General features: G+C 43.8%; 14 protein-coding genes. 8 read left to right on the top strand and 6 right to left on the bottom strand.

Annotated features, from left to right (window positions below; genetic code table 11):
- Positions 1 to 55: 55 nt before the first annotated feature.
- Positions 56 to 640: a LysE family translocator gene (locus OCV56_RS23035; RefSeq protein ID WP_086714841.1), complete on the top strand. Its 585-nt coding sequence runs from the start codon at positions 56 to 58 to the stop codon at positions 638 to 640.
- Positions 641 to 695: 55 nt separating this feature from the next.
- On the opposite strand, the gene OCV56_RS23030 is transcribed toward OCV56_RS23035, so the two are convergent.
- Positions 696 to 1,085 carry a DUF1294 domain-containing protein gene (locus OCV56_RS23030; RefSeq protein ID WP_086714840.1) on the bottom strand — a complete coding sequence of 130 codons (390 nt, stop codon included), beginning with the start codon at positions 1,083 to 1,085 and terminating at the stop codon, positions 696 to 698.
- Between the two features lie 539 nt (positions 1,086 to 1,624).
- Between OCV56_RS23030 and pulA the strand changes: the two genes are divergently transcribed.
- Complete coding sequence (gene pulA, locus OCV56_RS23025) at positions 1,625 to 5,266, top strand: pullulanase-type alpha-1,6-glucosidase (protein ID WP_086714902.1); 3,642 nt, start codon at positions 1,625 to 1,627, stop codon at positions 5,264 to 5,266.
- A 566-nt stretch (positions 5,267 to 5,832) separates the two neighbouring features.
- Here the strand turns inward: pulA and OCV56_RS23020 are convergent.
- Complete coding sequence (locus OCV56_RS23020) at positions 5,833 to 6,663, bottom strand: MalM family protein (RefSeq protein WP_086714839.1); 831 nt, start codon at positions 6,661 to 6,663, stop codon at positions 5,833 to 5,835.
- Between the two features lie 165 nt (positions 6,664 to 6,828).
- A complete protein-coding gene (gene lamB / locus OCV56_RS23015; protein ID WP_086714838.1) occupies positions 6,829 to 8,019 on the bottom strand; it encodes a maltoporin LamB in 1,191 nt (396 codons plus the stop codon).
- Between the two features lie 434 nt (positions 8,020 to 8,453).
- On the opposite strand from lamB, the gene glgX reads away from it, so the two are divergent.
- The 3 genes from glgX to OCV56_RS23000 all read left to right on the top strand — a co-directional run bounded on the left by glgX (position 8,454) and on the right by OCV56_RS23000 (position 13,280).
- Entirely contained in the window at positions 8,454 to 10,430 is a 1,977-nt protein-coding gene (gene glgX, locus OCV56_RS23010; RefSeq protein WP_086714837.1) for a glycogen debranching protein GlgX, read from the top strand.
- 245 nt (positions 10,431 to 10,675) lie between these two features.
- Entirely contained in the window at positions 10,676 to 12,418 is a 1,743-nt protein-coding gene (locus OCV56_RS23005; protein WP_086714836.1) for a sensor domain-containing diguanylate cyclase, read from the top strand.
- Positions 12,419 to 12,557: 139 nt separating this feature from the next.
- The gene (locus OCV56_RS23000; RefSeq protein ID WP_086714901.1) at positions 12,558 to 13,280 is read left to right on the top strand and encodes a tRNA (adenine(22)-N(1))-methyltransferase; all 723 of its coding nucleotides are present in this window, start codon (positions 12,558 to 12,560) and stop codon (positions 13,278 to 13,280) included.
- 154 nt (positions 13,281 to 13,434) lie between these two features.
- Here the strand turns inward: OCV56_RS23000 and OCV56_RS22995 are convergent, their stop codons facing one another.
- Complete coding sequence (locus tag OCV56_RS22995; RefSeq protein WP_086714835.1) at positions 13,435 to 14,361, bottom strand: acyltransferase; 927 nt, start codon at positions 14,359 to 14,361, stop codon at positions 13,435 to 13,437.
- A 336-nt stretch (positions 14,362 to 14,697) separates the two neighbouring features.
- Here OCV56_RS22995 and OCV56_RS22990 point away from each other — a divergent pair, with 336 nt between their 5' ends.
- The 3 genes from OCV56_RS22990 to OCV56_RS22980 all read left to right on the top strand — a co-directional run bounded on the left by OCV56_RS22990 (position 14,698) and on the right by OCV56_RS22980 (position 17,120).
- Positions 14,698 to 15,501, top strand: coding sequence for a ferredoxin--NADP reductase (locus OCV56_RS22990; protein WP_086714834.1), 804 nt, complete (start codon positions 14,698 to 14,700; stop codon positions 15,499 to 15,501).
- Positions 15,502 to 15,569: 68 nt separating this feature from the next.
- Positions 15,570 to 15,902, top strand: a complete 333-nt coding sequence (locus tag OCV56_RS22985) for a DUF1971 domain-containing protein (protein WP_004740404.1) — start codon at positions 15,570 to 15,572, stop codon at positions 15,900 to 15,902.
- Between the two features lie 225 nt (positions 15,903 to 16,127).
- Complete coding sequence (locus OCV56_RS22980; RefSeq protein WP_086714833.1) at positions 16,128 to 17,120, top strand: 2-hydroxyacid dehydrogenase; 993 nt, start codon at positions 16,128 to 16,130, stop codon at positions 17,118 to 17,120.
- Positions 17,121 to 17,219: 99 nt separating this feature from the next.
- Here the strand turns inward: OCV56_RS22980 and OCV56_RS22975 are convergent, their stop codons facing one another.
- Both OCV56_RS22975 and OCV56_RS22970 read right to left on the bottom strand, forming a co-directional pair.
- Entirely contained in the window at positions 17,220 to 18,092 is an 873-nt protein-coding gene (locus OCV56_RS22975) for a patatin-like phospholipase family protein (protein WP_086714832.1), read from the bottom strand.
- 259 nt (positions 18,093 to 18,351) lie between these two features.
- A complete protein-coding gene (locus tag OCV56_RS22970; RefSeq protein ID WP_086714831.1) occupies positions 18,352 to 19,803 on the bottom strand; it encodes a catalase in 1,452 nt (483 codons plus the stop codon).
- Between the last annotated feature and the right edge of the window lie 188 nt (positions 19,804 to 19,991).

Here is a 19,991-nt window from a genome sequence, read left to right as displayed (position 1 = left end):
CGTGAAAGTCATGACCGGTCAGTCACTTCGTTCATTTTATTGCTGGAGAACCATTATGCCTTTAGAACAACTTAGCGCACTTGCCTTGTTTGCGTTTGTCTCGACCTTCACGCCGGGTCCAAATAACATCATGCTTATGACATCAGGTGCGAATGTTGGCTTTGCCCGCACCATTCCACACATGCTGGGTATTGCTCTAGGTTTTGCGGCTATGTTGCTGTTGGTTGGCTTTGGGTTAATGGGGATTTTCAACGCCTATCCGGTGACTCACCAAGTATTGAAATACCTGAGCCTTGCGTACTTGGTGTACCTCGCAATTAAAATAGCCAAGAGTGGAAAAGCGAAAAGCACTGAAGCTTATAAACCGATGACCTTCATTGGCGCGGCAAGTTTTCAATGGGTTAACCCAAAAGGTTGGTCAATGGCACTGACAGCCATTTCTGTTTATAGCAGCGGCAGTTCATGGTGGGAGCTTGCAATCATCGCAGCCATTTTTACGCTAGCTAACCTGCCATCGGTGACGTTCTGGACAGCAGCAGGCAAGCAGTTACAACACTGGCTAACAACACCAGTCCGCATCAAAAGCTTCAACTATGGTATGGCAGGCTTGCTATTGGCGTCGACCATTCCGATGCTCTAATCAAATAACTTCTATATTTTAACGGTTAGTACTCCGGTGCTAACCGTTTTTCTCGTTAAAAGTACCCCACCAGCTCAGTAAGCCAGCGACCAAACATCGCCTGCCCGCTCGGCGTTAACGTCCAGACAAACGCCGCTACATTGATAACCACTGTTAACCAATAAATCGCTCTGAAAGGCTGTTTTTGTGTTTTATGACGTAGCTTATCTTGAGCGATCAAAGCCCCTAACCAACCACCAGCTACCGAAAAGATGTGCAGGGTTTTCTCTGGCACACGCCAATTACCATTAATTGCGGCTCGCTTGTCCTTTGCGTACACAAAAAACGTCACGACACCGATAACTAAATACCACACCAATAGCGCTTTTGAGCTTTCCGCAAACAACACAGACACCGCCACCAGAACCAGATAAGTGGTAGCGATTTGAATAGATGAAGACAACATCAACTCCTTTTGGGTAACAGCTCACATACTGCAGCAATTACGCCCTGTAAATTTTGATGACAAGAAGTAAGTCGCGTGGGTTAACCCCCGCTAAATACACATGGAATTTATAGCAATTTCAGATATCTGCAAATAAAAACAACGGGGTTGTTATTGGCAATATTAATAATAGAACTTGAAAATGTATGTTACTTTATTATTATTGAAAAATAAGAGCTTCGCAAAATGGTATTCACCTCACATTAATAAGGATGAGCTCTCATCCTTATTCTCTACTCCTAGCTTCTACGCCTTAGGTTATTAGTAACGAACATATGAGTTATTGATCCAATTAATTTAACTTAAACCAAATACAAAGCGTGATATTGACACTAGGTTTCCTATTTTTACGTATTAAAAATAACTTTATACATAGCCATCACAAATAGTTGACCATTGTTAAGACTAGGATATTCATCTTCATAAAAAGTGAAATATGGATATCAAACGTGAACAACATAAATATGAATAAGAGCATCACTCTACAACGCACCTTTAACATTACTAAAAAGAGAAGTTTTAAACGCTCTACTTTGGCGAAGGCGATTCTACCTCTCTTTACCGCAACCCTTATCGCAGGCTGTGGTAGTGATAACGACAGCGACACGGATACTGGCAACAGTGGCTTATACAAAGCAGGCGAAAACGAAGTCGTTGTTTACTACAAACGTGATGTTGCCGCTGCAAGCACATCTAGCTCGACTTATGAAGGCTGGGGTCTGCATTTATGGAATGGCGAAGGCTGTACTAGCACAGACTTAGTCAGTATGGGGTTGAGTGAAACCGGAACCGATTGGAACAGCCCTTACGAATACGATGGTATCAGTGATACTTACGGTGCCTACTATGTATTAAAAGTAGACCCAGATGCCTCTGACCCACATAAATGCATGAACTTCATCTTGCACAATGGTGATGAGAAGGCATTTGGCAGTGCGAATTCAAAAGTCGAGTTAACTAAGCTTGGTGATTCGCAAGGTGTATTCGGGTTCCATGGCAGCAGCGAGTTGTACTACGACCCGATCTCAGAGCGCCCAGTGAATATTGATGGCCAAAAAGCACACTGGTTAGACGCCGAGACTATCGCTTGGGAAGCGGCAAGCAACGCTGACTCTCTGAAACTGTTCTATGCGCTAGATAACAGCATCACTATGAACGACAGAGAGATCGTGGGAGGCACTGCCGTTGAATTAACCAAAGATGGCGAGCTATCCTCTGAATTAAAAGAGCGTTTCCGTCATCTAGCAAGCCTACCTGCTTTATCGATCGATGTTGACGATAATACGTTACGCACCATCTTAAAATCTCAGATAATTCTTGTTGCCTACAATGCTAATGGTGACGTCACCTCTTCAACTGAGGTTCAAAAGCCTGGTGTGCTTGATGCGGTATTTGCTAGCAAAGATGCTGGTAATGCGATGGGTGAAGAACTAGGCGCGATTGTTGAAGGCGGTGCGGCTACCTTCAAACTTTGGGCTCCTACTGCGCAAGATGTTGAACTCGTCCTGTACAGCGAAGATCTCCAGAGCTCACAAGTCATCCCGATGACGGAGAGTGCGGAAACGGGAATTTGGGCAACAGACGCAGTATCGAACGCAGTGAACAGTTATTACCGTTACCAAGTGAAGGTCTACCACCCAACTACAGGCAATATCGAAACTCGACTTGTCACAGACCCGTACTCTCTCAGCTTGTCAAAGAACTCAGCATACTCTCAAGTGATTGACCTGAATGATTCAACTTTGAAACCAGCGAGCTGGGACGACTACGAACGACCAACCGTAGAGAAAGACGAAGACCATGTACTTTACGAGTCACACCTCCGTGATTTTAGTTTCAGCGACAAGTTAGGCACTGCAAGCTTGAACGGAAAATACCTTGCGCTTACGGAAGCGGATCGTGAATCGGTCAAACACCTCCAAGCTCTGAAAGATGCCGGTTTGACAACTCTGCATATCCTGCCAGCTTTCGATATCGCTACCGTTGATGAAGATGAAGCAAGCCGTGTCGATATTACTGACACCGTAGGTAAGCTATGTGATGTAAAACCTGAGGCTACTTTATGTGGTAACGAAGACGAAAATAAAGTCATCGAAGATGTACTCGATGGTTATGACCCTTCAACAGGCGATGCACAAGCGTTGATGAATGACCTACGCATGTTGGACAGCTTCAACTGGGGCTACGACCCATTCCATTACACGGTTCCAGAGGGGAGTTACGCGACAGATCCTAATGGTTCGAAGCGTATTCTAGAGTTCCGTCAAATGGTGAAAGCCACGCACGACATGGATCTCAAGCTGATCATGGACGTGGTATACAACCACACCAATGCGTCTGGTGTGAACGATAAGTCGGTACTGGATAAGATTGTCCCTGGGTACTACCACCGTCTTAATGTAAACACTGGTGGCGTCGAAAACTCAACCTGTTGTGACAACACTGCGACTGAAAACCTAATGATGGGTAAATTAATGGTCGACTCACTTAAGGTATGGGCTGACGATTATAAAGTGGATGGTTTCCGTTTTGACTTAATGGGCCACCAACCAAAAGATGTGATGGTAGAAGCTCTTGCTGAAGTACGTAAAATCGACGCTAACACACTGTTCTACGGTGAGGGTTGGGATTTCGGCGAAGTAGCCGATAATGCACGCTTCGATCAAGCGAACCAAATCAACATGGCTGGCACTGAGATAGGTACATTCTCAGATCGTTTGCGTGACGCTGTCCGTGGCGGTAGCCCATTCGATGGTGGCGTAGATTCAGAAGGCAAACACCCACTTCGCTTTAACCAAGGCTTCGGTAACGCCGCGATCGCCAATGAAGAAACCAAAGTAGATCAAGATTCGATCAACGGTCGTTTACACAACCAAGATCTTGTTCGTTTAGGGATGGCAGGTAACCTCGCTGAATACGTGTTGATTGATTACAAAGGCGACACCAAACTGGGTAAAAACGTTGATTACAACGGCGCGCCCGCTGGCTACACCAAGATGCCTTCAGAGAACATCTCTTACGTTTCTAAACACGATAACCAAACACTTTGGGATAACAACGCTTACAAGATCGCCACTGGCACTAGCTCAGCTGAGCGTGCGCGTATGCAGTCTGTGTCGCTTTCTACCGTGATGTTAGGCCAAGGTATACCATTCATCCATATGGGCTCTGAACTGCTACGTTCAAAGTCTATGCAGCGTGATTCTTACGATTCAGGTGACTGGTACAACCGAGTAATGTTTGATGGTACTGACAACAACTGGAATGTTGGCTTACCACGTCAAGATAAAGATGGTGCTAACTGGGATTTGATCAAAACTATCATTGCTGACAGCACGGCTAAACCCGACGCACACGACATTGAGCTGACTAAGCAACAATTCCTAGAACTACTAAAAATCCGTAGCTCAAGTGAACTATTCCGCTTAGACACAGCAGACGAAGTCATGAAGCGTGTCGATTTCCGAAATGTTGGCGAAGATCAAGTCGAAGGCCTGATTGTAATGTCTATTGATGATGGTGTGTCTGCGGGGGAAAATCTTGACCCTACCAATGATGCGATTGTAGCAGTTGTAAACTCAACCAATGAATCTCAGTCGTTCAAAATCACCGGAGCTACTGGCTTTACACTTCACGATGTTCAACAAAACTCGGCTGACGATACAGTGAAAGGCGCAAACTTTGCCGCTGAAACCTTCACAGTGCCTGCATTAACAACAGCCGTGTTCGTACAAGCCCAAAATGGCGATGTACAAGGAGCTGGCCTTCCGGTTGATAACTCAGATAAAGATGTGTCGAGCATCCCGCCATACGGCCAAACCACGGTTTACGTTCGAGGCGACATGAATGGATGGGGTTCAACTGATGATTGGGCGATGAGTTTTGTTGCCAATGGGGTTTATTCTGTAACAAGCAACTTGGAAGCTGGCGATTATGGCTTCAAGTTTGCGGATGCAGATTGGAAAACACCTAACTTTGGTTGTGACTCAGTTGAGCTTGCTGATGGGTCTATCGACCTAGGCACTGGTGGTAACTGCCAATTGAGCGTAACTGAAGCAGGCAACTACACATTCACTCTGAATGCGATTCATGAGTTAGATGACAATGTAGAAAAAGCGGTCGTTTCAGTAACCAAGAATTAAGCCTTAAAGCTTAGAATTCTAATAAACCGATAATAAAACCAGCGCAAGCTAGCCTTTTGGGAGACGTCAGTCTCCCTTTTTTGTCCTCAACAAACACCAATCTCAGTGAACCACACATTCCCTCGCCTTCATTAACTAACCATCAGTGCTAAGAGGTAACGAACCGCCTTAGTTCTTAGTTCTTAGTTCTTAGTTCTTAGTTCTTAGTTCTTAGTACAAAGCATAACGACTCCGTGTGAGCTTCTAATTTAAGTGTATATGAAATTCAGAAAGCCGAGTTTGGGACGGTAAATGAAATTGCGATTCGTCAATAGAGTTCGTATTCAGATGTTCGAGAAGCGTAAAATAGACAAGAGTATTTTAATTAACAGTTAGTCAATCAACACCATCAATAGTCAAGAGCGCCCATTTATATTAGCCATTGATTATTATGTGTAAGTCAGTGGTTATTTAAACCTAAGTATTCAGTGAATATAAATATTCCTTTTCACTTATTGCAGGCAATAAAAAGGCTCCTAACTAGGAGCCCTTCTTTTCATATCAATCAGTATTTACAAACCATTTGATTATTTTTTATTAACAGCTTTTACAAATACTTCTTGCGCGCCTTCGATACCAAGTGCTTTTGCTTCATCTAATAGGCTCAGAGCTTTTGGAATATTGTCTGCGTCTACTGCTGCTTGAATGGCATTATGATAGTAAGTTTGTGTTTCTGGTTGAATCGTATCGATCTTAGTCGCAGCGGCTGGTTTAGCGTTAGATTCGCTGCTTGATGAACCAAACGAGAAGAAGCTCGCTTTATCAATAGTAACTTCTATCTTACCTACATTAGCATTTGGAACTGGAATATCTTCCATTTCAGGCAAATAATTACCACGACCTTCTGCATCTAAACGAGCAGGGTGAATCACATCAGTAAAGCCATCTAGATCTTGCTGTTCAGTATAGATAACCAAATAAACCGATTCAGACGTCGTTGGCGGATAAAAATCCTTCTCAACAACCAAACGGTTCCCCAAGTGCAACCTTGGTTTCGCGTATTTGAAACTACCTTTGCCATACCGCTCTAACTCACGACCGTTTTTGTCGTAAATTACCGCATTAGGCACGAACGCCGTTTCGCCAATCATGCTTGTGATCTTAATAGAATACTCACCGCGATTTGCAGGAAGCTCAATCGCGACTACTGGGCTATTTATACCTTGGTAGTTTAATATTTGGCTATTTGGTGTTACATCAAAAATTGCCGAGCTTGGAAGCTTCATTGAAGCAAATTGAAGACCAGCAATTGAGTTAACTTGTTCAGCCTGTGCAATTTGCACTTGCTCGACTACTTGCGCAGATTGACAACCGGCCAACGCAACACAGCCACTCAACATCAGAGCTTTAAAATACATAACTCTTCCTTCTTGTTATTTTTTTAAGAAATTTACTAACTTTAATTACCACAAAGAAAACTATTCACCTAGGGAACGATCTACTTAATCGTACATTCCTTAAAAAAATAGCCGACGCGAGCCGGCTATGAATTAGGACAGTTTAGGATTGGTTAAGCTAAGTGTTTACCACCAAGCTTCAGCTTGGATACCAACGACGAAGTCAGAGTCGCCTTTGTCACCAAATGTTGTTCCTTCATCATCAGTGATGTAAGAACCGTAAACACGGATTTCAGGACGAGCCCAGAAGCTATCACCCATAGCCCACGCTTGAGCTACTGTAAACTTACTGCCACCTTGCTTAACTTTAGTTGCTCCAGGTACATCGACTTCCCCCGCAGAAATACCACCTTCGAACACAGTTCTCATTGTGTCGTCCCACTTGTACATAGGACGTACTACAGCTGTGTACAAATCAGAGTCACCTTTACCCGAAACTAAGTCCATACCGTGGTGGTAAGATAGCTGATGACCAAGCTCCCAATCTTCACCAAGGTTAATTACACCCCAGTTGATAACACGGAAAGCACTGGCATCGTTGTAAGTGCTTGTACCACGATCGTACCAAGCGCCAGAACCGAACTCTGCAACTTGTTTACCGTAACCACTAGTACCATATTGAAGAATCGTCTGGTTAAAACCGTTGCTTAAACCTTGGTGCAATATACCAGTTACCATTAAACCATCATCAGCATCCTGAGTTTTATCATCTTTCTCAGTAGCAAAATTGTATGCTAATGCAACTTCCAATGAAGTATCTTGAGCTAGCTTTATATTTGCTAAACGGACATCTGCAATATAGCCAGTACTATCTGCAGTCTCACCATCTTGAAGAACAGCCACAGATAGTTTCTGATCGCCTAATGAAATGTTTTCAATACCACCACCAGTGCCTGATGTATTCAAAAAGTAGAAATCGGTAATATGAATATCTTTACGTTGGTAATATGTTTTACCAGCCCATAGTGTCGCATCACGGTCAAACGCTAATACACCCTTTGCTTTTACTGCAAACTGTGCCACGTTGAAATCTCCGTCTTCCCAGCCAGCTGCGCCATCATTGCCTTGAGCAATCATAGACTCAACACGCCAAGTTTGCTCACCTGACTCAAGCTCTTCAGAAAGGCCAAACTCATAGTAATTGTCGTTTTCGTTACCTAGACGACCAATACCGTTCTTCATAAACGATACATCACCTTCACCATTACCACTAATACCAATACCAGCACGCATGTAACCATTAAAATCTACAGCGAACGCAGAGCCAGCAGCTAATGTAGTTGCCACTGCAGCAGCAATCAAACTTACTTTTTTCATTCTTAACTCCATTAAGGACGATTTATTTTAGGTTTTTATATTTTTGCTCTCTTGCGACAACCAAAGGCAGTAATGGCGGACGTAAGATAGAGAGGTTTAGGGTTTCCCCTGATTCGTTTCAACGGGGTCAATATTAAGAGGGGATGACAAGTTTGACTTCCTCCACCCCTCACTTAATTAAGGGGGACTAGAGGGGAGTAGAAAATATACAGAACGGTGTTTTAAAGAGGTGGATCACTTAATCTAGGAGGAGTAGACAGCACTCAGATCTAATTATTCAGCATAAGTGAGATCTACTTCAAATATATAATTTGAACCTAATCGGTAAATTATTTTTTTAACAATAATTATTCTGTGAAGTTGCTTGACCTTACTGGGACAAAGCTTTTTACTTATAGTTCACTGATGTTGATAAACGAACAAGAAATCAAGCAATGACTAGAACGCTCGCTCGCCCGTATCCGCTAGGCGCAACGCTAGGTAACACTGGCTGCAACTTCTCAATTTATTCTCCTGACTGTAAATCTCTCTCTCTCGCTCTTTTTGATGAGAACGATGAATTCACTACTTATAAATTGGAAAATGAATACGCTGATATCAGATATGTATTTATTGAAGGTATTAAAGCAGGACAAAAATACGGTTTCATTGCTGAGACAGACAATGGCTCTATCCTACTTTCAGACCCTTACGCCAAAGCAATCAGTGAACCGCTCGATTACATCACGCCATATACCAATGAAAAAAGCTTTGCTATGGCGAAATGTGTTGTTGTCGATGATACCTTCGATTGGCAAGATGTGGAAAAGCCGCGAATCAACCGTGAAGAGACCGTTCTTTTTGAAACCCATGTAAAAGGCTTATCTCAACTTCATCCAGAAGTAGAGACCAACACTAAAGGCCGTTACTTGGGATTAGTCAGCCCTGAAATGCTTGCGTTCTACAAACAACAAAACATCAACTCTCTACAACTTTTACCTATTGCGGCATGTATGCACGAACCTCATCTATTGGATATGGGGAAAGTGAACTATTGGGGATACAACCCATATTTGTTCATGGTGCCAGACCCTCGCTATGCAGAGAAAGACGCGGTTACTGAACTTAAGACTGCGATTCGTGAGCTGCACCGCAATGGTATCGAGGTCATTCTCGACGTTGTCTACAACCACACAGCAGAAGGTGGTGAAGGCGGCACAACCTTCAACCTAAAAGCGCTAGATAGCCGCTACTACATCAAACATGGCTGTCATTACGCGAACTTTACTGGTTGTGGTAACACTGTTGACCTCACTCACCAACCTGCACTCAACTTAGTGATGGATACGCTTCGGTACTGGGTGAGTGAATTCCAAGTCGACGGCTTCCGTTTTGATTTGGCAGCAACACTGGGGCGCGAAGGTGACAACTACAATCCTGAAGCCGCTTTTTTCAAAGCCGTTGCTCAAGACCCGGTACTGAAAGAAACCAAACTCATCGCAGAACCGTGGGATATTGGCCCTAATGGTTACCAAGTCGGTAATTTCCCGCTAGGTTGGAATGAGTGTAACGACAAACTACGAGATATCACTCGTAGCTTCTGGCGCGGTGATCAAGGCTACCTGAAAGAGTTTGCGACTCGCTTAATGGGCTCTCGCGATATCTACAGTGCGGCGCACTGGCCGTACAAACTCACCGTAAACTACATCACTTACCATGATGGTTTCACTATGCAAGACCTTGTGTCGTACAAGCATAAGCACAATGAAGAAAATGGTGAGAACAACCGCGATGGTCACGGTGATAACCGTTCTGAAAACTACGGTGTAGAGGGCGAAACCGAAAACCTATTGGTTATCGCAACGCGTGAAAAGCAGAAACGCAACTTCATGGCGAGCTTGCTGTTTGCTTTTGGTATTCCACATATTTTGACGGCTGATGTGTTATCTCATACTCAAAAAGGTAACAACAACGCTTACTGTCAAGACGGTGTGACAAGTTGGCTTAACTGGGAAGATTCAGAGCGCAAGACTTACTTCAAGACTTGGTTATCTGAAATGATTTCTGCGCGTCAGCAATACATGGTGCCATTTATTAAGGCATTCAGTGGTGAAAAGCGTAACTCTAACCGCATCTTCTGGAGCCGTGTCGATGGCACATTAATGGAGCATGACGATTGGAACCGTTTAAGCTCGGTGGCACTGCACCTGGGAATTGGTAAAGACGGTGACGAGTTGATTTACTTAATCAACCAAACCAATGCACCTGCACGTTTTTCGTTACCTAAGGATCGCGATCAAAACTGGGTGACCATATGTGATACCAACCTGAGAGATGTAAAACCAGGTCATGCGGAAGGTGAGATGTTGTTGTCTCCAACTTCGATGGCAATTTTGCACTATTCGCCAGACAAAGCTAGAGCTGAATTATAGTTAAGTCAGCCTAATAAAACAGCAGAAACCATAGAGGCCGGTTATATTTATAGCTGGCTTTTTTGTTAGCTGAATATCACAAAACTCATTCTTTTATATGGAATCATTTGCATTGATGTGATTAGGAAAACTGTTTAATATGGCCGTACTATAAAAATGAATCTATTACGTCTTTGGATATCATGGCTTTACCTAAAACACTTATTCGGCTTTTCAAACCATACATACTCTTATTAACCGGAGGAATGCTTTACCTCGCAGCAGCTCAATTAGAAAAAGTAGAGACAACAGCAACTAACCAATCATCATCAAATATCCGCATCGCTAGCTCCACTATTCGTTCCAACATCGAAGCAGTATTCGGCAAACTCTATTTCTTAGAAACGAGTCTAGGCTTACCTCAAGCCACTAACTTTGATGACAAAAAATTTCGCGAACTCAGCGATAATATTCTAAAAAGAACACCGAACTTCTCTGACATCATCAGATACCAACCTCAGTATCAAAACTACATTTCCACTCGCGGTTTGCCTCTATCAAATGAAGAGATCTCATCAATACAGTGGCATTCAATAGACAGTGTCGTTGAAGACTTCTACATATCTTCTGTTTACCAAAAGGCAGATGGTCGCTGGGTATTCGCGGTTAAACATACAGCGGAAAAATTAAACGAAGAAATATGGATTGAGTTTGACCTTCTACATACCACACAAGGGCTCAGAGACTTAAAAACGCTTAATCGCGGCTATGTGTTTGTGGTTGATCGAGCAACAGAACGCCTTGTCTTCCACCCAGATCCAAAACGTATCGGTTCTAAATCGGTCAGCTATCACGCTGGAATCAGCCATCAACTCTCACAAGGTGAAACCGTCGGTAAGCACGAATACTACTATCAAGATAACTTCAAAATATCGGTATTTGACGCTGATAACAGTTTGAATTGGGTATTCATTGCTGGCACTGATCGCCACGATATCTTAACTAGCTCGCACCAATTTACATTAACTGGCTTAGTGCTGGGTTCACTGCTTCTGTTATGGATTGGCGCAAACTATTTGGCTTATCGTTTGAACGTGTCCTTATCTCAATTGAATAAAGTCAACGACCTTGTAAGCTTTAAGCAAGAGTTAAAATCGATACTGGATAGCTTTACCTACCAAAAAGGTATTCAATTCTGCCTCTACCAGCCTGAGAACCACTCATTCAGTACCATCGACTATCACGGAAACAAATCAACGGTACATTGTGATAGTACTTTAGCGGAGCGCTTTACCCCGGACACCATGGCTTACAGAAATGGAAAGTACGCTGACCCATTGGCGTGTAAACTAAAAATACACCAACGTCATTATTGCATTCCTTTGCACTCTCGTGAGCAGTTGATCGCAGTGCTCTATGTAAACGCAAGCTTGCCGATCAGCAAGAGTATTTTACGAATGATCCGCGATTACACAGAGGTCTCTTTGTCTAACTTACTGCTTCAACATCAATTGAGTAGCAAAGATCTGACGACACAGTTAGACAATAAAAGCAGTTTCAGTATCGCCATCGAAAACTACGTGAGTGATCCCGACACCTATGTCGCTCTACTTGATATCGATAACTTTGACCACGTAAACCGAGCTTATGGTGAGGCGGTTGGTGACAAGATGATCAAGCTGACAGCAGAAGCACTGCGCTCGTATTTTCCGAAGCCTAAAGGGCTATGCCTTGCTCGTGTTGGAGGTAAAGAGTTCGCCGTATTGTTCAAAGCGAATGATGCCAAGGATGCTAAATCTCAGTTGGATCAGTGTCGAGTCGGTATCTCTGAGAAAACCATCGTCACTCCAGATATCACCTTATCGCTAGGGGTTAGTGTGGGGTACTCACAAGTAGAAGGCGAAACAGACTCTGCTTTAGCACTCGCGGAACAGGCTAAACTTATCGCGCAACAGCTTGGCAAGAACCGAGTAGAAGGTCATATCAGAGCCGTTGCCAAAGCATCGTAAACGCATTCCAACAAGCCCGTAGGCCATCACACACAACAAAGCACCTAGGATTCATAACCTAGGTGCTTTTGTTTTTATGGAAAGTCATTACAATGCGCCTTCGACACGACAATATTCCCTTTCTAACGACACGAACCTTATGAAGCTAAGTAACCGACTGCAAACTCTCCACTCCCTTGTCAGCAATGACTACCAGCATATTTGGGACTGTTGCTGTGATCATGGCTTTTTAGGTGTTCAACTGCTGTCAGATAATAAAGCGCCTCAGATTCACTTTGTCGATATTGTCCCGTCTCTCATAAGCGAACTTCAAGGAAAGCTAGCGCGTTACTTTCCAGAAAATAATAAAGCTGAACAAACGGTTACCAGCCACTGGCAAACCTACTGCATGGATGTCGCCGCTATTCCGCTTGAGAAACATACTGGCAAACACCTGGTTATTATTGCGGGCGTCGGTGGCGATCTCACTCAGAAGCTCGTCGATGATATTCATCGCCAACACCCAGACAAAGCGATCGATTTCTTGCTTTGCCCTGTGCATCAGCAGTTCGAGTTAAGAAGTCATTTAAAGGCGCTCAATTTTGGTCTTATTGATGAACTATTGATTGAAGAGAACCGCCGTTATTACGAGATTTTATTGGTCAGCAATAACTCAGGCGAAGCTGAAAAGAACCAAGCTATTAGTGAGATATCAAACGTGGGTGACAAGATCTGGACGCCGAGTTGTGATGAACAAGTGAAGGTATCTCAGCAGTACAAAGCCAAAACACTACAGCACTACTTACGTATTCATCAAGGCCAAGAGAAGCAAGGTAAGCCTAGTGAGGTTAAACACATCATCGATGCGTACCAAGCGATTTAGCCCTCACCGATTCTGCATATAGCATTGCTTATAATGCGACTAGATTATAGTAAGCACTAACTTTATCGCTGACCTACGATAAATCCGATTCAATAAAAAAGCCGACAGTTCAATGAACTATCGGCTTTTTTGATGCTATCTGTTTGATTTGAAATTACTGATCTTGTTTCTTATGAACCGCATCAGGCTGGTCAATCGTTTCAACCCCGTAAACCGTATCAAGATAGGCATCTTTCTCTTTCCACGTATTGTTCAACCAACTGTGGAAGCGACGTTTAAACGCTTTATCTTCAAAGTAATTACCGTTTACGTTCTCGTCCATTGGGTGCAATTTAATACGCACCACAACCTTGGTCATTTTTCCTTTAAGCATATCTTCAAATGGAGAAACTTGGTTTTCAGGGTAGGCCAGCGTGACATCCACAATACCATCTAAGATTGGGCCCATTGCCGATAGTGCAAATGCTACACCACCGGTTTTTGGCTTCAATAGGTGTCGGTAAGGGGTTTTCGCTGTCGCTAGTTTCTCGTGGTTAGCACGAGTCCCTTCAACAAAATTCACCAAGGTTGTCGGCGCTAGTTTGAACTTAGTACACGCTTTGTTGATTGCATCGAAATCATCATTACGACGCTCTGGGTTACGTAGCAAAAACTCACGTGAGTGACGTCGCATGAATGGCATATCCAAGCCCCAACAGGCCAAGCCAACAAAAGGCACGTACAACAATTCGTGCTTAAGGAAGAATTTCGTCATCGGCATCTTGTCTTTCAAGATAGAAGACAGAATTACAATATCCGCCCAGCTAAGGTGGTTCGACATCATCAAATACCACTGCTTAGTCGAGATATCCTCCCCGCCTTCCACTTGCCACTCGATGTCATTATTCACGTTCAACATCCAGAGGTTAAGCGAAGCCCAACACCAGAATGTGAAGTTAGCTAAACGAGTACACGACTTTTGCACAACAGAGATTGGCAGGATCAGTTTGATGAGGCCAAAGAAGCTCACGGTAAACGCAGTCATTGCGGTATTGATGGTCACGAACAACACGTTCAAGGCCATACGAAGATTATCAAGCATAAAACACGGCTATATTGAGATCGAAAGCCGCCATTATACGCATCTGCAAATTATTCTCTTTAGTTATTAGTGTAATACTTCAGGGGTCAAACCACTCTGCAGACTTAGATAAATCTCAGCTCAAGCTCCCCCTGAACAAAACGCACAAGAATCAAATACACACACGAGTCATTTAGACCAAATAAACAAAATGTCTTTTTGACACAAAAGCAGTTAATTTTATCCGAAAAGTCAGTATTGATAAGCATTCTCATTATTGGCATGCTACATGCAACTCCAAAGTGTAAATAGTTGAGTATCCTTAATGAGATAACCTCTCTTCTTAAAGGTGATGATATGACAGATATTCCTCATGGTTTGGTAACCGGAAAAGTCCTACACAAGACAGAATGGACAGATCAATTGTTCTCACTCCAAGTTAGTGCTCCTGTCTCTCCTTATCAGGCGGGTCAGTTTACTAAGCTCGGTTTGCTCAATAGTGACGATGAGTTCGTGAGACGTGCTTATTCCATGGTCAATGCGCCGGAACATGAGCAAGGTCATCAGCATCTAGAGTTTTTAATTATTAAGGTTCAAAACGGTCAGCTCTCGCCCCAGCTTCATGAATTGAAGGTAGGCGATGGCATCTTTGTCGGCAAAGACCCAAGCGGCTTTATGACATTGGATGAGATCCCAGAGATCGCCGACGATCTATGGATGCTTTCAACCGGAACCGCTGTGGGCCCGTTTATCTCAATGCTCGAAAGCATGCAGATACAGCAACAAAATGGATCTGATTCGGGAAAAGCCGCCTCATTCAAAAACCTTATACTGGTTCATGCCGTAAGAACAGAACAAGACCTGACTTATCGAGACCGTATCACTCAACTCGTCGATCACTTTCAAGGGAAACTCAAATATGTGCCAATTATTTCTAGAGAATCAGTCACCGGAACTTTGCGCGGACGAATCCCAAGCTTGTTACTTGGAGGCGACCTTGAGCAAGCCGCGTCTGTCGCTTTCAATCAAACCCGCAGTTTCTTCTACCTTTGCGGCAATCCGCAAATGGTTCGCGACACAAGTGAAGCGCTAACCAACTTAGGTTTCGAAAAGCACCTACGTCGAAAGCCAGGTCAATTCAGCAGCGAGAACTACTGGTAAAAATAGATCACTTAAGACAGCGAAGTACTAATTTCAAAGAACAGTTAAAGTTAAATAAGAGGTTTTATATGAGTCATTTACGTATTCCGTCACACTGGAAAATTCAACGTTCAACGCCATTTTTCACCAAAGACAATATACCGGCAGCACTCCTTAACCATCACAATACGGCTGAAGGCGTGTTTGGTCAGATCTGCGTAATGGAAGGCACAGTGACCTTCTATGGTTTTGCTGATGCAGAAGCAACGGAACCAGAAACTGTTATTACTATTGAAGCAGGGCAATTTGCCACAAGTCCACCTCAATATTGGCATCGAGTGGAACTGAGTGACGATGCGCAGTTCAACATTAACTTCTGGTCGGAAAAAGAGACAAAGAAGATGTTCAACACCCGAAAGTAAGATCCATTCAATATTGATGAACTTATAAGCAAGCTACTTCGTAATGTGATTTTTAATGTTCAAGAAGTGATGGTAGAAGACCAAATAACCATAGTAATTACAATGACTAATGTTGATAGACAAGAGAAAAAAACTCTAGCACACTGAACAAAGTTATTAGTTTTAGCCCGATTTTAGATTAATAAAACAGACGGGTTATTTATATTTTAGGTAAGAGAGGAAGCCATGCTCAACATTGCTTTTTTTAGCTCAAAATCATACGACGAAAAATCATTTGAACTTGCGAAAGGTGAACTCAACGCTGAGTTTCACTTCCATGATTTTCGCCTCACCACAACCACAGCGAAAATGGCGCACGACAACGAAGTCGTTTGTGCGTTTGTAAACGATGACCTATCGCGAGATGTGCTAGAGATTCTAGCAAAAGGCGGCACTAAGCTGATTGCGATGCGCTGTGCGGGCTTTGACAAAGTCGACCTAGACGCAGCCAAAGAGTTTGGCCTGCAGGTGGTTCGCGTTCCTGCTTATTCACCAGAATCGGTAGCAGAACATACGGTCGGCATGATGATGTGTTTGAACCGCAAACTACACAAGGCATACCAACGTACTCGTGATGCAAACTTCTCCCTTGAAGGTTTAGTTGGCTTCAACTTCCATGGTAAAACCGTTGGTGTGATCGGCTCTGGCAAAATTGGCCTAGCAACCATGCGTATTCTGAAAGGTTTAGGCATGAACATCTTGTGCTACGACCCATACCCAAACCCACTAGCCGTTGAGCTAGGTGCTAAATATGTAGAGCTAGACGAACTTTACAAAGAGTCGGATGTGATTTCTCTGCACTGTCCGATGAGTAAAGAGAACTACCACCTGTTGGATGCGACTGCATTTGGGAAAATGAAAGATGGCGTGATGATCGTCAACACCAGTCGCGGTGAGTTGCTTGATTCAACAGCTGCAATTGAAGCGCTCAAACAGAGCAAGATTGGTGCGCTTGGCCTTGATGTCTACGACAACGAGAAAGAGCTGTTCTTCCAAGACAAATCTAACGACGTGATTGTAGATGACGTATTCCGTCGCCTATCAGCTTGTCACAACGTTTTGTTCACAGGTCACCAAGCCTTCTTAACTAAAGATGCTTTGTTCAACATTGCGAACACAACGCTCACCAGCGTCGATGCCTTTTTCACAGGCAACACCAGCGGTAACGAACTGGTTTAATAACAGACTGACAACAAACTAGCTCCGCAAATACAAAGCCACGCTATTCCTAAGTGAACAGCGTGGCTTTTTCGTTTATCTAGTACTCAAAAACAGTTCCTAGACGCAGAAATGACAATCCTCGGTATCCAAACCATAAATGCCTTTACGAATGGCCAGATGCTCTGCACCAGCTTTCACACCCATCTGATAACCTGCATCCAAAATACTTTGGTCCATGGTTAATCGCTTGACCGCGAACGCTTCTGGCGGGGCTATCACCTTGATGGTCGCATCTTTTGGTGGGTTACGAATGAACTCCAAAGACTGGTTATAGTTTTCGGCACGCACCGCCATCGACTCTGCAATATTAGGGAATTTCTTTAGCAGCTTTTTCAGCATCCACTGATACTTCTGCGGTTTCATTCGGTAGCTTAATGGATGAGAAAGAATCACCGTAATGTCTCGCGCACCACGACGATAGGCTTCGCGAACCGGAATCGAATCGGCCACACCACCATCTGTATAGCAACCACCTGAAAAGCACGGTGTCTCACGGTAAGCGATAGGTAAAGCCGTTGTAGCCTCAACCACGTTCGAGAGGTTTTCTGGCTTGATGTGATAGTAGTCTGCACTGCCTGTGTCGACGTTTGTAACCGCAGCAATCAGTGGAATGCTCGAAAATAGCTCACTACAATCCAGTGGGTAACGTTGGTTCGATTCATTCCATAACCACTTCACGTCAACCAAGTTGCCACCTTTAGCAAAGCGAGCTGGGTTAAAGAACGTCTTGTCGGTCGCCATCGTGGTGATCACGTTATAGCTGCGTTTTGGCGCTTGAGATAAGTAACCAACCAGATTCGACACACCAGCAGACACACCAATGGCGAAATCATAGGGACGGAAATCGTCTTGCATAAAGGCGTCCAATACTCCGGCAGCGAAGATACCTCTCATTGCCCCACCCTCAACGATTAATGCGCTTTTACTCATCTCAAACTCTATTACTTTATAAACTGATAGCCGTAGGATAATCCCCTCCATCTTATAAAGATAATGGGATGTATTTATCAATTCGATAGGTAAAAACTATCAATGGAAATGGTGCTGAATTTTGAGAAATTGGCGCTACTTGCATGACTCACCTAATAGATTATCAACCAATACACCTCACCTAATACACAACATGATCAAAAAAGGCCGCTGAGTGATTAACTCAGCGGCCTTTCGATTAACGAATAAAGCTTATTGATTACGACTTAAATTCACTCACATCGATTTCAAGCAGTTTACCAATGCCTTCGCCATATGCTGGGTCGGCTTTGTAACAGTGTCTTAGATGACGCAATTGAATCTCTTTAGGAACACCGCCTAGGTTACGAGCCGTGTTATCAAACAGAATCGCTTGCTTCTCTGGCGTCATTAGGCGGAACAGGTCACCCGGTTGCGAGAAGTAATCTTCATCTTCGCGGTGATCCCAGTGTGCTGCTGCACCATCAAGGTTCAATGCTGGTTCTGCAAAATCAGGTTGCTCTGCCCATTGGCCTTCGTTGTTTGGCTCATAGCCTAATGTGCTACCAAAGTTACCATCGACACGCATCGCACCATCACGGTGGTAGCTGTGTACAGGACAACGAGGAGCGTTCACTGGGATGTGCTGATGGTTAACACCCAAACGGTAACGCTGTGCATCACCGTAAGCAAACAGACGGCCTTGTAGCATCTTGTCTGGTGAGAAGCTGATACCCGGAACCACGTTTGCTGGGTTGAATGCCGACTGCTCTACTTCAGCGAAGAAGTTTTGCGGATTACGGTTCAATTCAAACTCACCCACTTCAATCAATGGGTAATCTGCGTGTGGCCAGATCTTAGTCAAATCGAACGGGTTGTATGGCACTTTCGCCGCGTCCGCTTCTGGCATCACTTGTACTTTCAACGTCCATTTAGGGAAGTCTTGATTATCGATGCTGTCTAGCAGGTCACGTTGGTGACTTTCGCGGTCATCACCGATCAGCTTCGCTGCTTCTGCATCAGAAAGATTCTTAATGCCTTGTTGAGATTTGAAGTGGAATTTAACCCAGAAACGTTCGTTATCAGCGTTGATGAAGCTGAACGTGTGGCTACCAAAACCGTGCATGTGACGGTAAGTAGCAGGAATACCACGATCACTCATCACGATAGTAATTTGGTGAAGCGCTTCAGGTAGAGAGGTCCAGAAATCCCAGTTGTTTTTCGCGCTACGCATGTTAGTGCGCGGATCACGTTTAACCGCATGATTCAGATCTGGGAATTTAAGTGGGTCACGAAGGAAGAATACTGGCGTGTTGTTACCCACCATATCCCAGTTGCCTTCTTCAGTATAAAACTTCAATGCAAAGCCACGGATATCACGCTCAGCATCGGCAGCACCACGCTCACCCGCCACTGTTGTGAAACGTGCAAACAAGTCGGTTTTTTTACCTACTTCAGAGAACAATTTTGCCTTAGTGTATTTGGTGATGTCGTGTGTAACGGTAAAAGTACCGTAAGCACCAGAACCTTTAGCGTGCATACGACGCTCTGGAATCACTTCGCGATCGAAGTGTGCCAATTTCTCTAAAAACCAAACATCTTGAAGAAGTTGAGGGCCACGCTTGCCCGCAGTTTGAACATTCTGGTTATGAGCGACAGGACAACCCGCAGCTGTGGTCAGTTTTTTACTCATGGTCTATTCCTTAAGGTTAAAGATGTCACATCGTTGCCACATCTTAGGTTCAAGTGGGTTTATTATTTAAAAACCACTAAATTAGTATGGGTTAAGAATAGACCTGAGTTGAAAAAAAATATAATCGTTTATATTTATCGTTGCTATCTATAAAACCTATCAAACTGCATCATTAAGTAAGCGTCTGT

This window comes from Vibrio gigantis (genome assembly GCF_024347515.1).
In the GTDB taxonomy this organism is placed as follows: Bacteria; Pseudomonadota; Gammaproteobacteria; order Enterobacterales; family Vibrionaceae; genus Vibrio; species Vibrio gigantis.
Note: the sequence above shows the minus strand (reverse complement) of the source record. Positions and strands in the feature narration are given on the sequence as shown.

Excerpts from the sequence above, each read along its gene's own strand:
- OCV56_RS23035 (WP_086714841.1), top strand. The coding sequence starts at position 56 with ATGCCTTTAGAACAACTTAGCGCACTTGCCTTGTTTGCGTTTGTCTCG.
- OCV56_RS23030 (WP_086714840.1), bottom strand. The coding sequence starts at position 1,085 with ATGTTGTCTTCATCTATTCAAATCGCTACCACTTATCTGGTTCTGGTG.
- OCV56_RS23020 (WP_086714839.1), bottom strand. The coding sequence starts at position 6,663 with ATGTATTTTAAAGCTCTGATGTTGAGTGGCTGTGTTGCGTTGGCCGGT.
- lamB (WP_086714838.1), bottom strand. The coding sequence starts at position 8,019 with ATGAAAAAAGTAAGTTTGATTGCTGCTGCAGTGGCAACTACATTAGCT.
- glgX (WP_086714837.1), top strand. The coding sequence starts at position 8,454 with ATGACTAGAACGCTCGCTCGCCCGTATCCGCTAGGCGCAACGCTAGGT.
- OCV56_RS23005 (WP_086714836.1), top strand. The coding sequence starts at position 10,676 with ATGCTTTACCTCGCAGCAGCTCAATTAGAAAAAGTAGAGACAACAGCA.
- OCV56_RS23000 (WP_086714901.1), top strand. The coding sequence starts at position 12,558 with ATGAAGCTAAGTAACCGACTGCAAACTCTCCACTCCCTTGTCAGCAAT.
- OCV56_RS22995 (WP_086714835.1), bottom strand. The coding sequence starts at position 14,361 with ATGCTTGATAATCTTCGTATGGCCTTGAACGTGTTGTTCGTGACCATC.
- OCV56_RS22990 (WP_086714834.1), top strand. The coding sequence starts at position 14,698 with ATGACAGATATTCCTCATGGTTTGGTAACCGGAAAAGTCCTACACAAG.
- OCV56_RS22985 (WP_004740404.1), top strand. The coding sequence starts at position 15,570 with ATGAGTCATTTACGTATTCCGTCACACTGGAAAATTCAACGTTCAACG.
- OCV56_RS22980 (WP_086714833.1), top strand. The coding sequence starts at position 16,128 with ATGCTCAACATTGCTTTTTTTAGCTCAAAATCATACGACGAAAAATCA.
- OCV56_RS22975 (WP_086714832.1), bottom strand. The coding sequence starts at position 18,092 with ATGAGTAAAAGCGCATTAATCGTTGAGGGTGGGGCAATGAGAGGTATC.
- OCV56_RS22970 (WP_086714831.1), bottom strand. The coding sequence starts at position 19,803 with ATGAGTAAAAAACTGACCACAGCTGCGGGTTGTCCTGTCGCTCATAAC.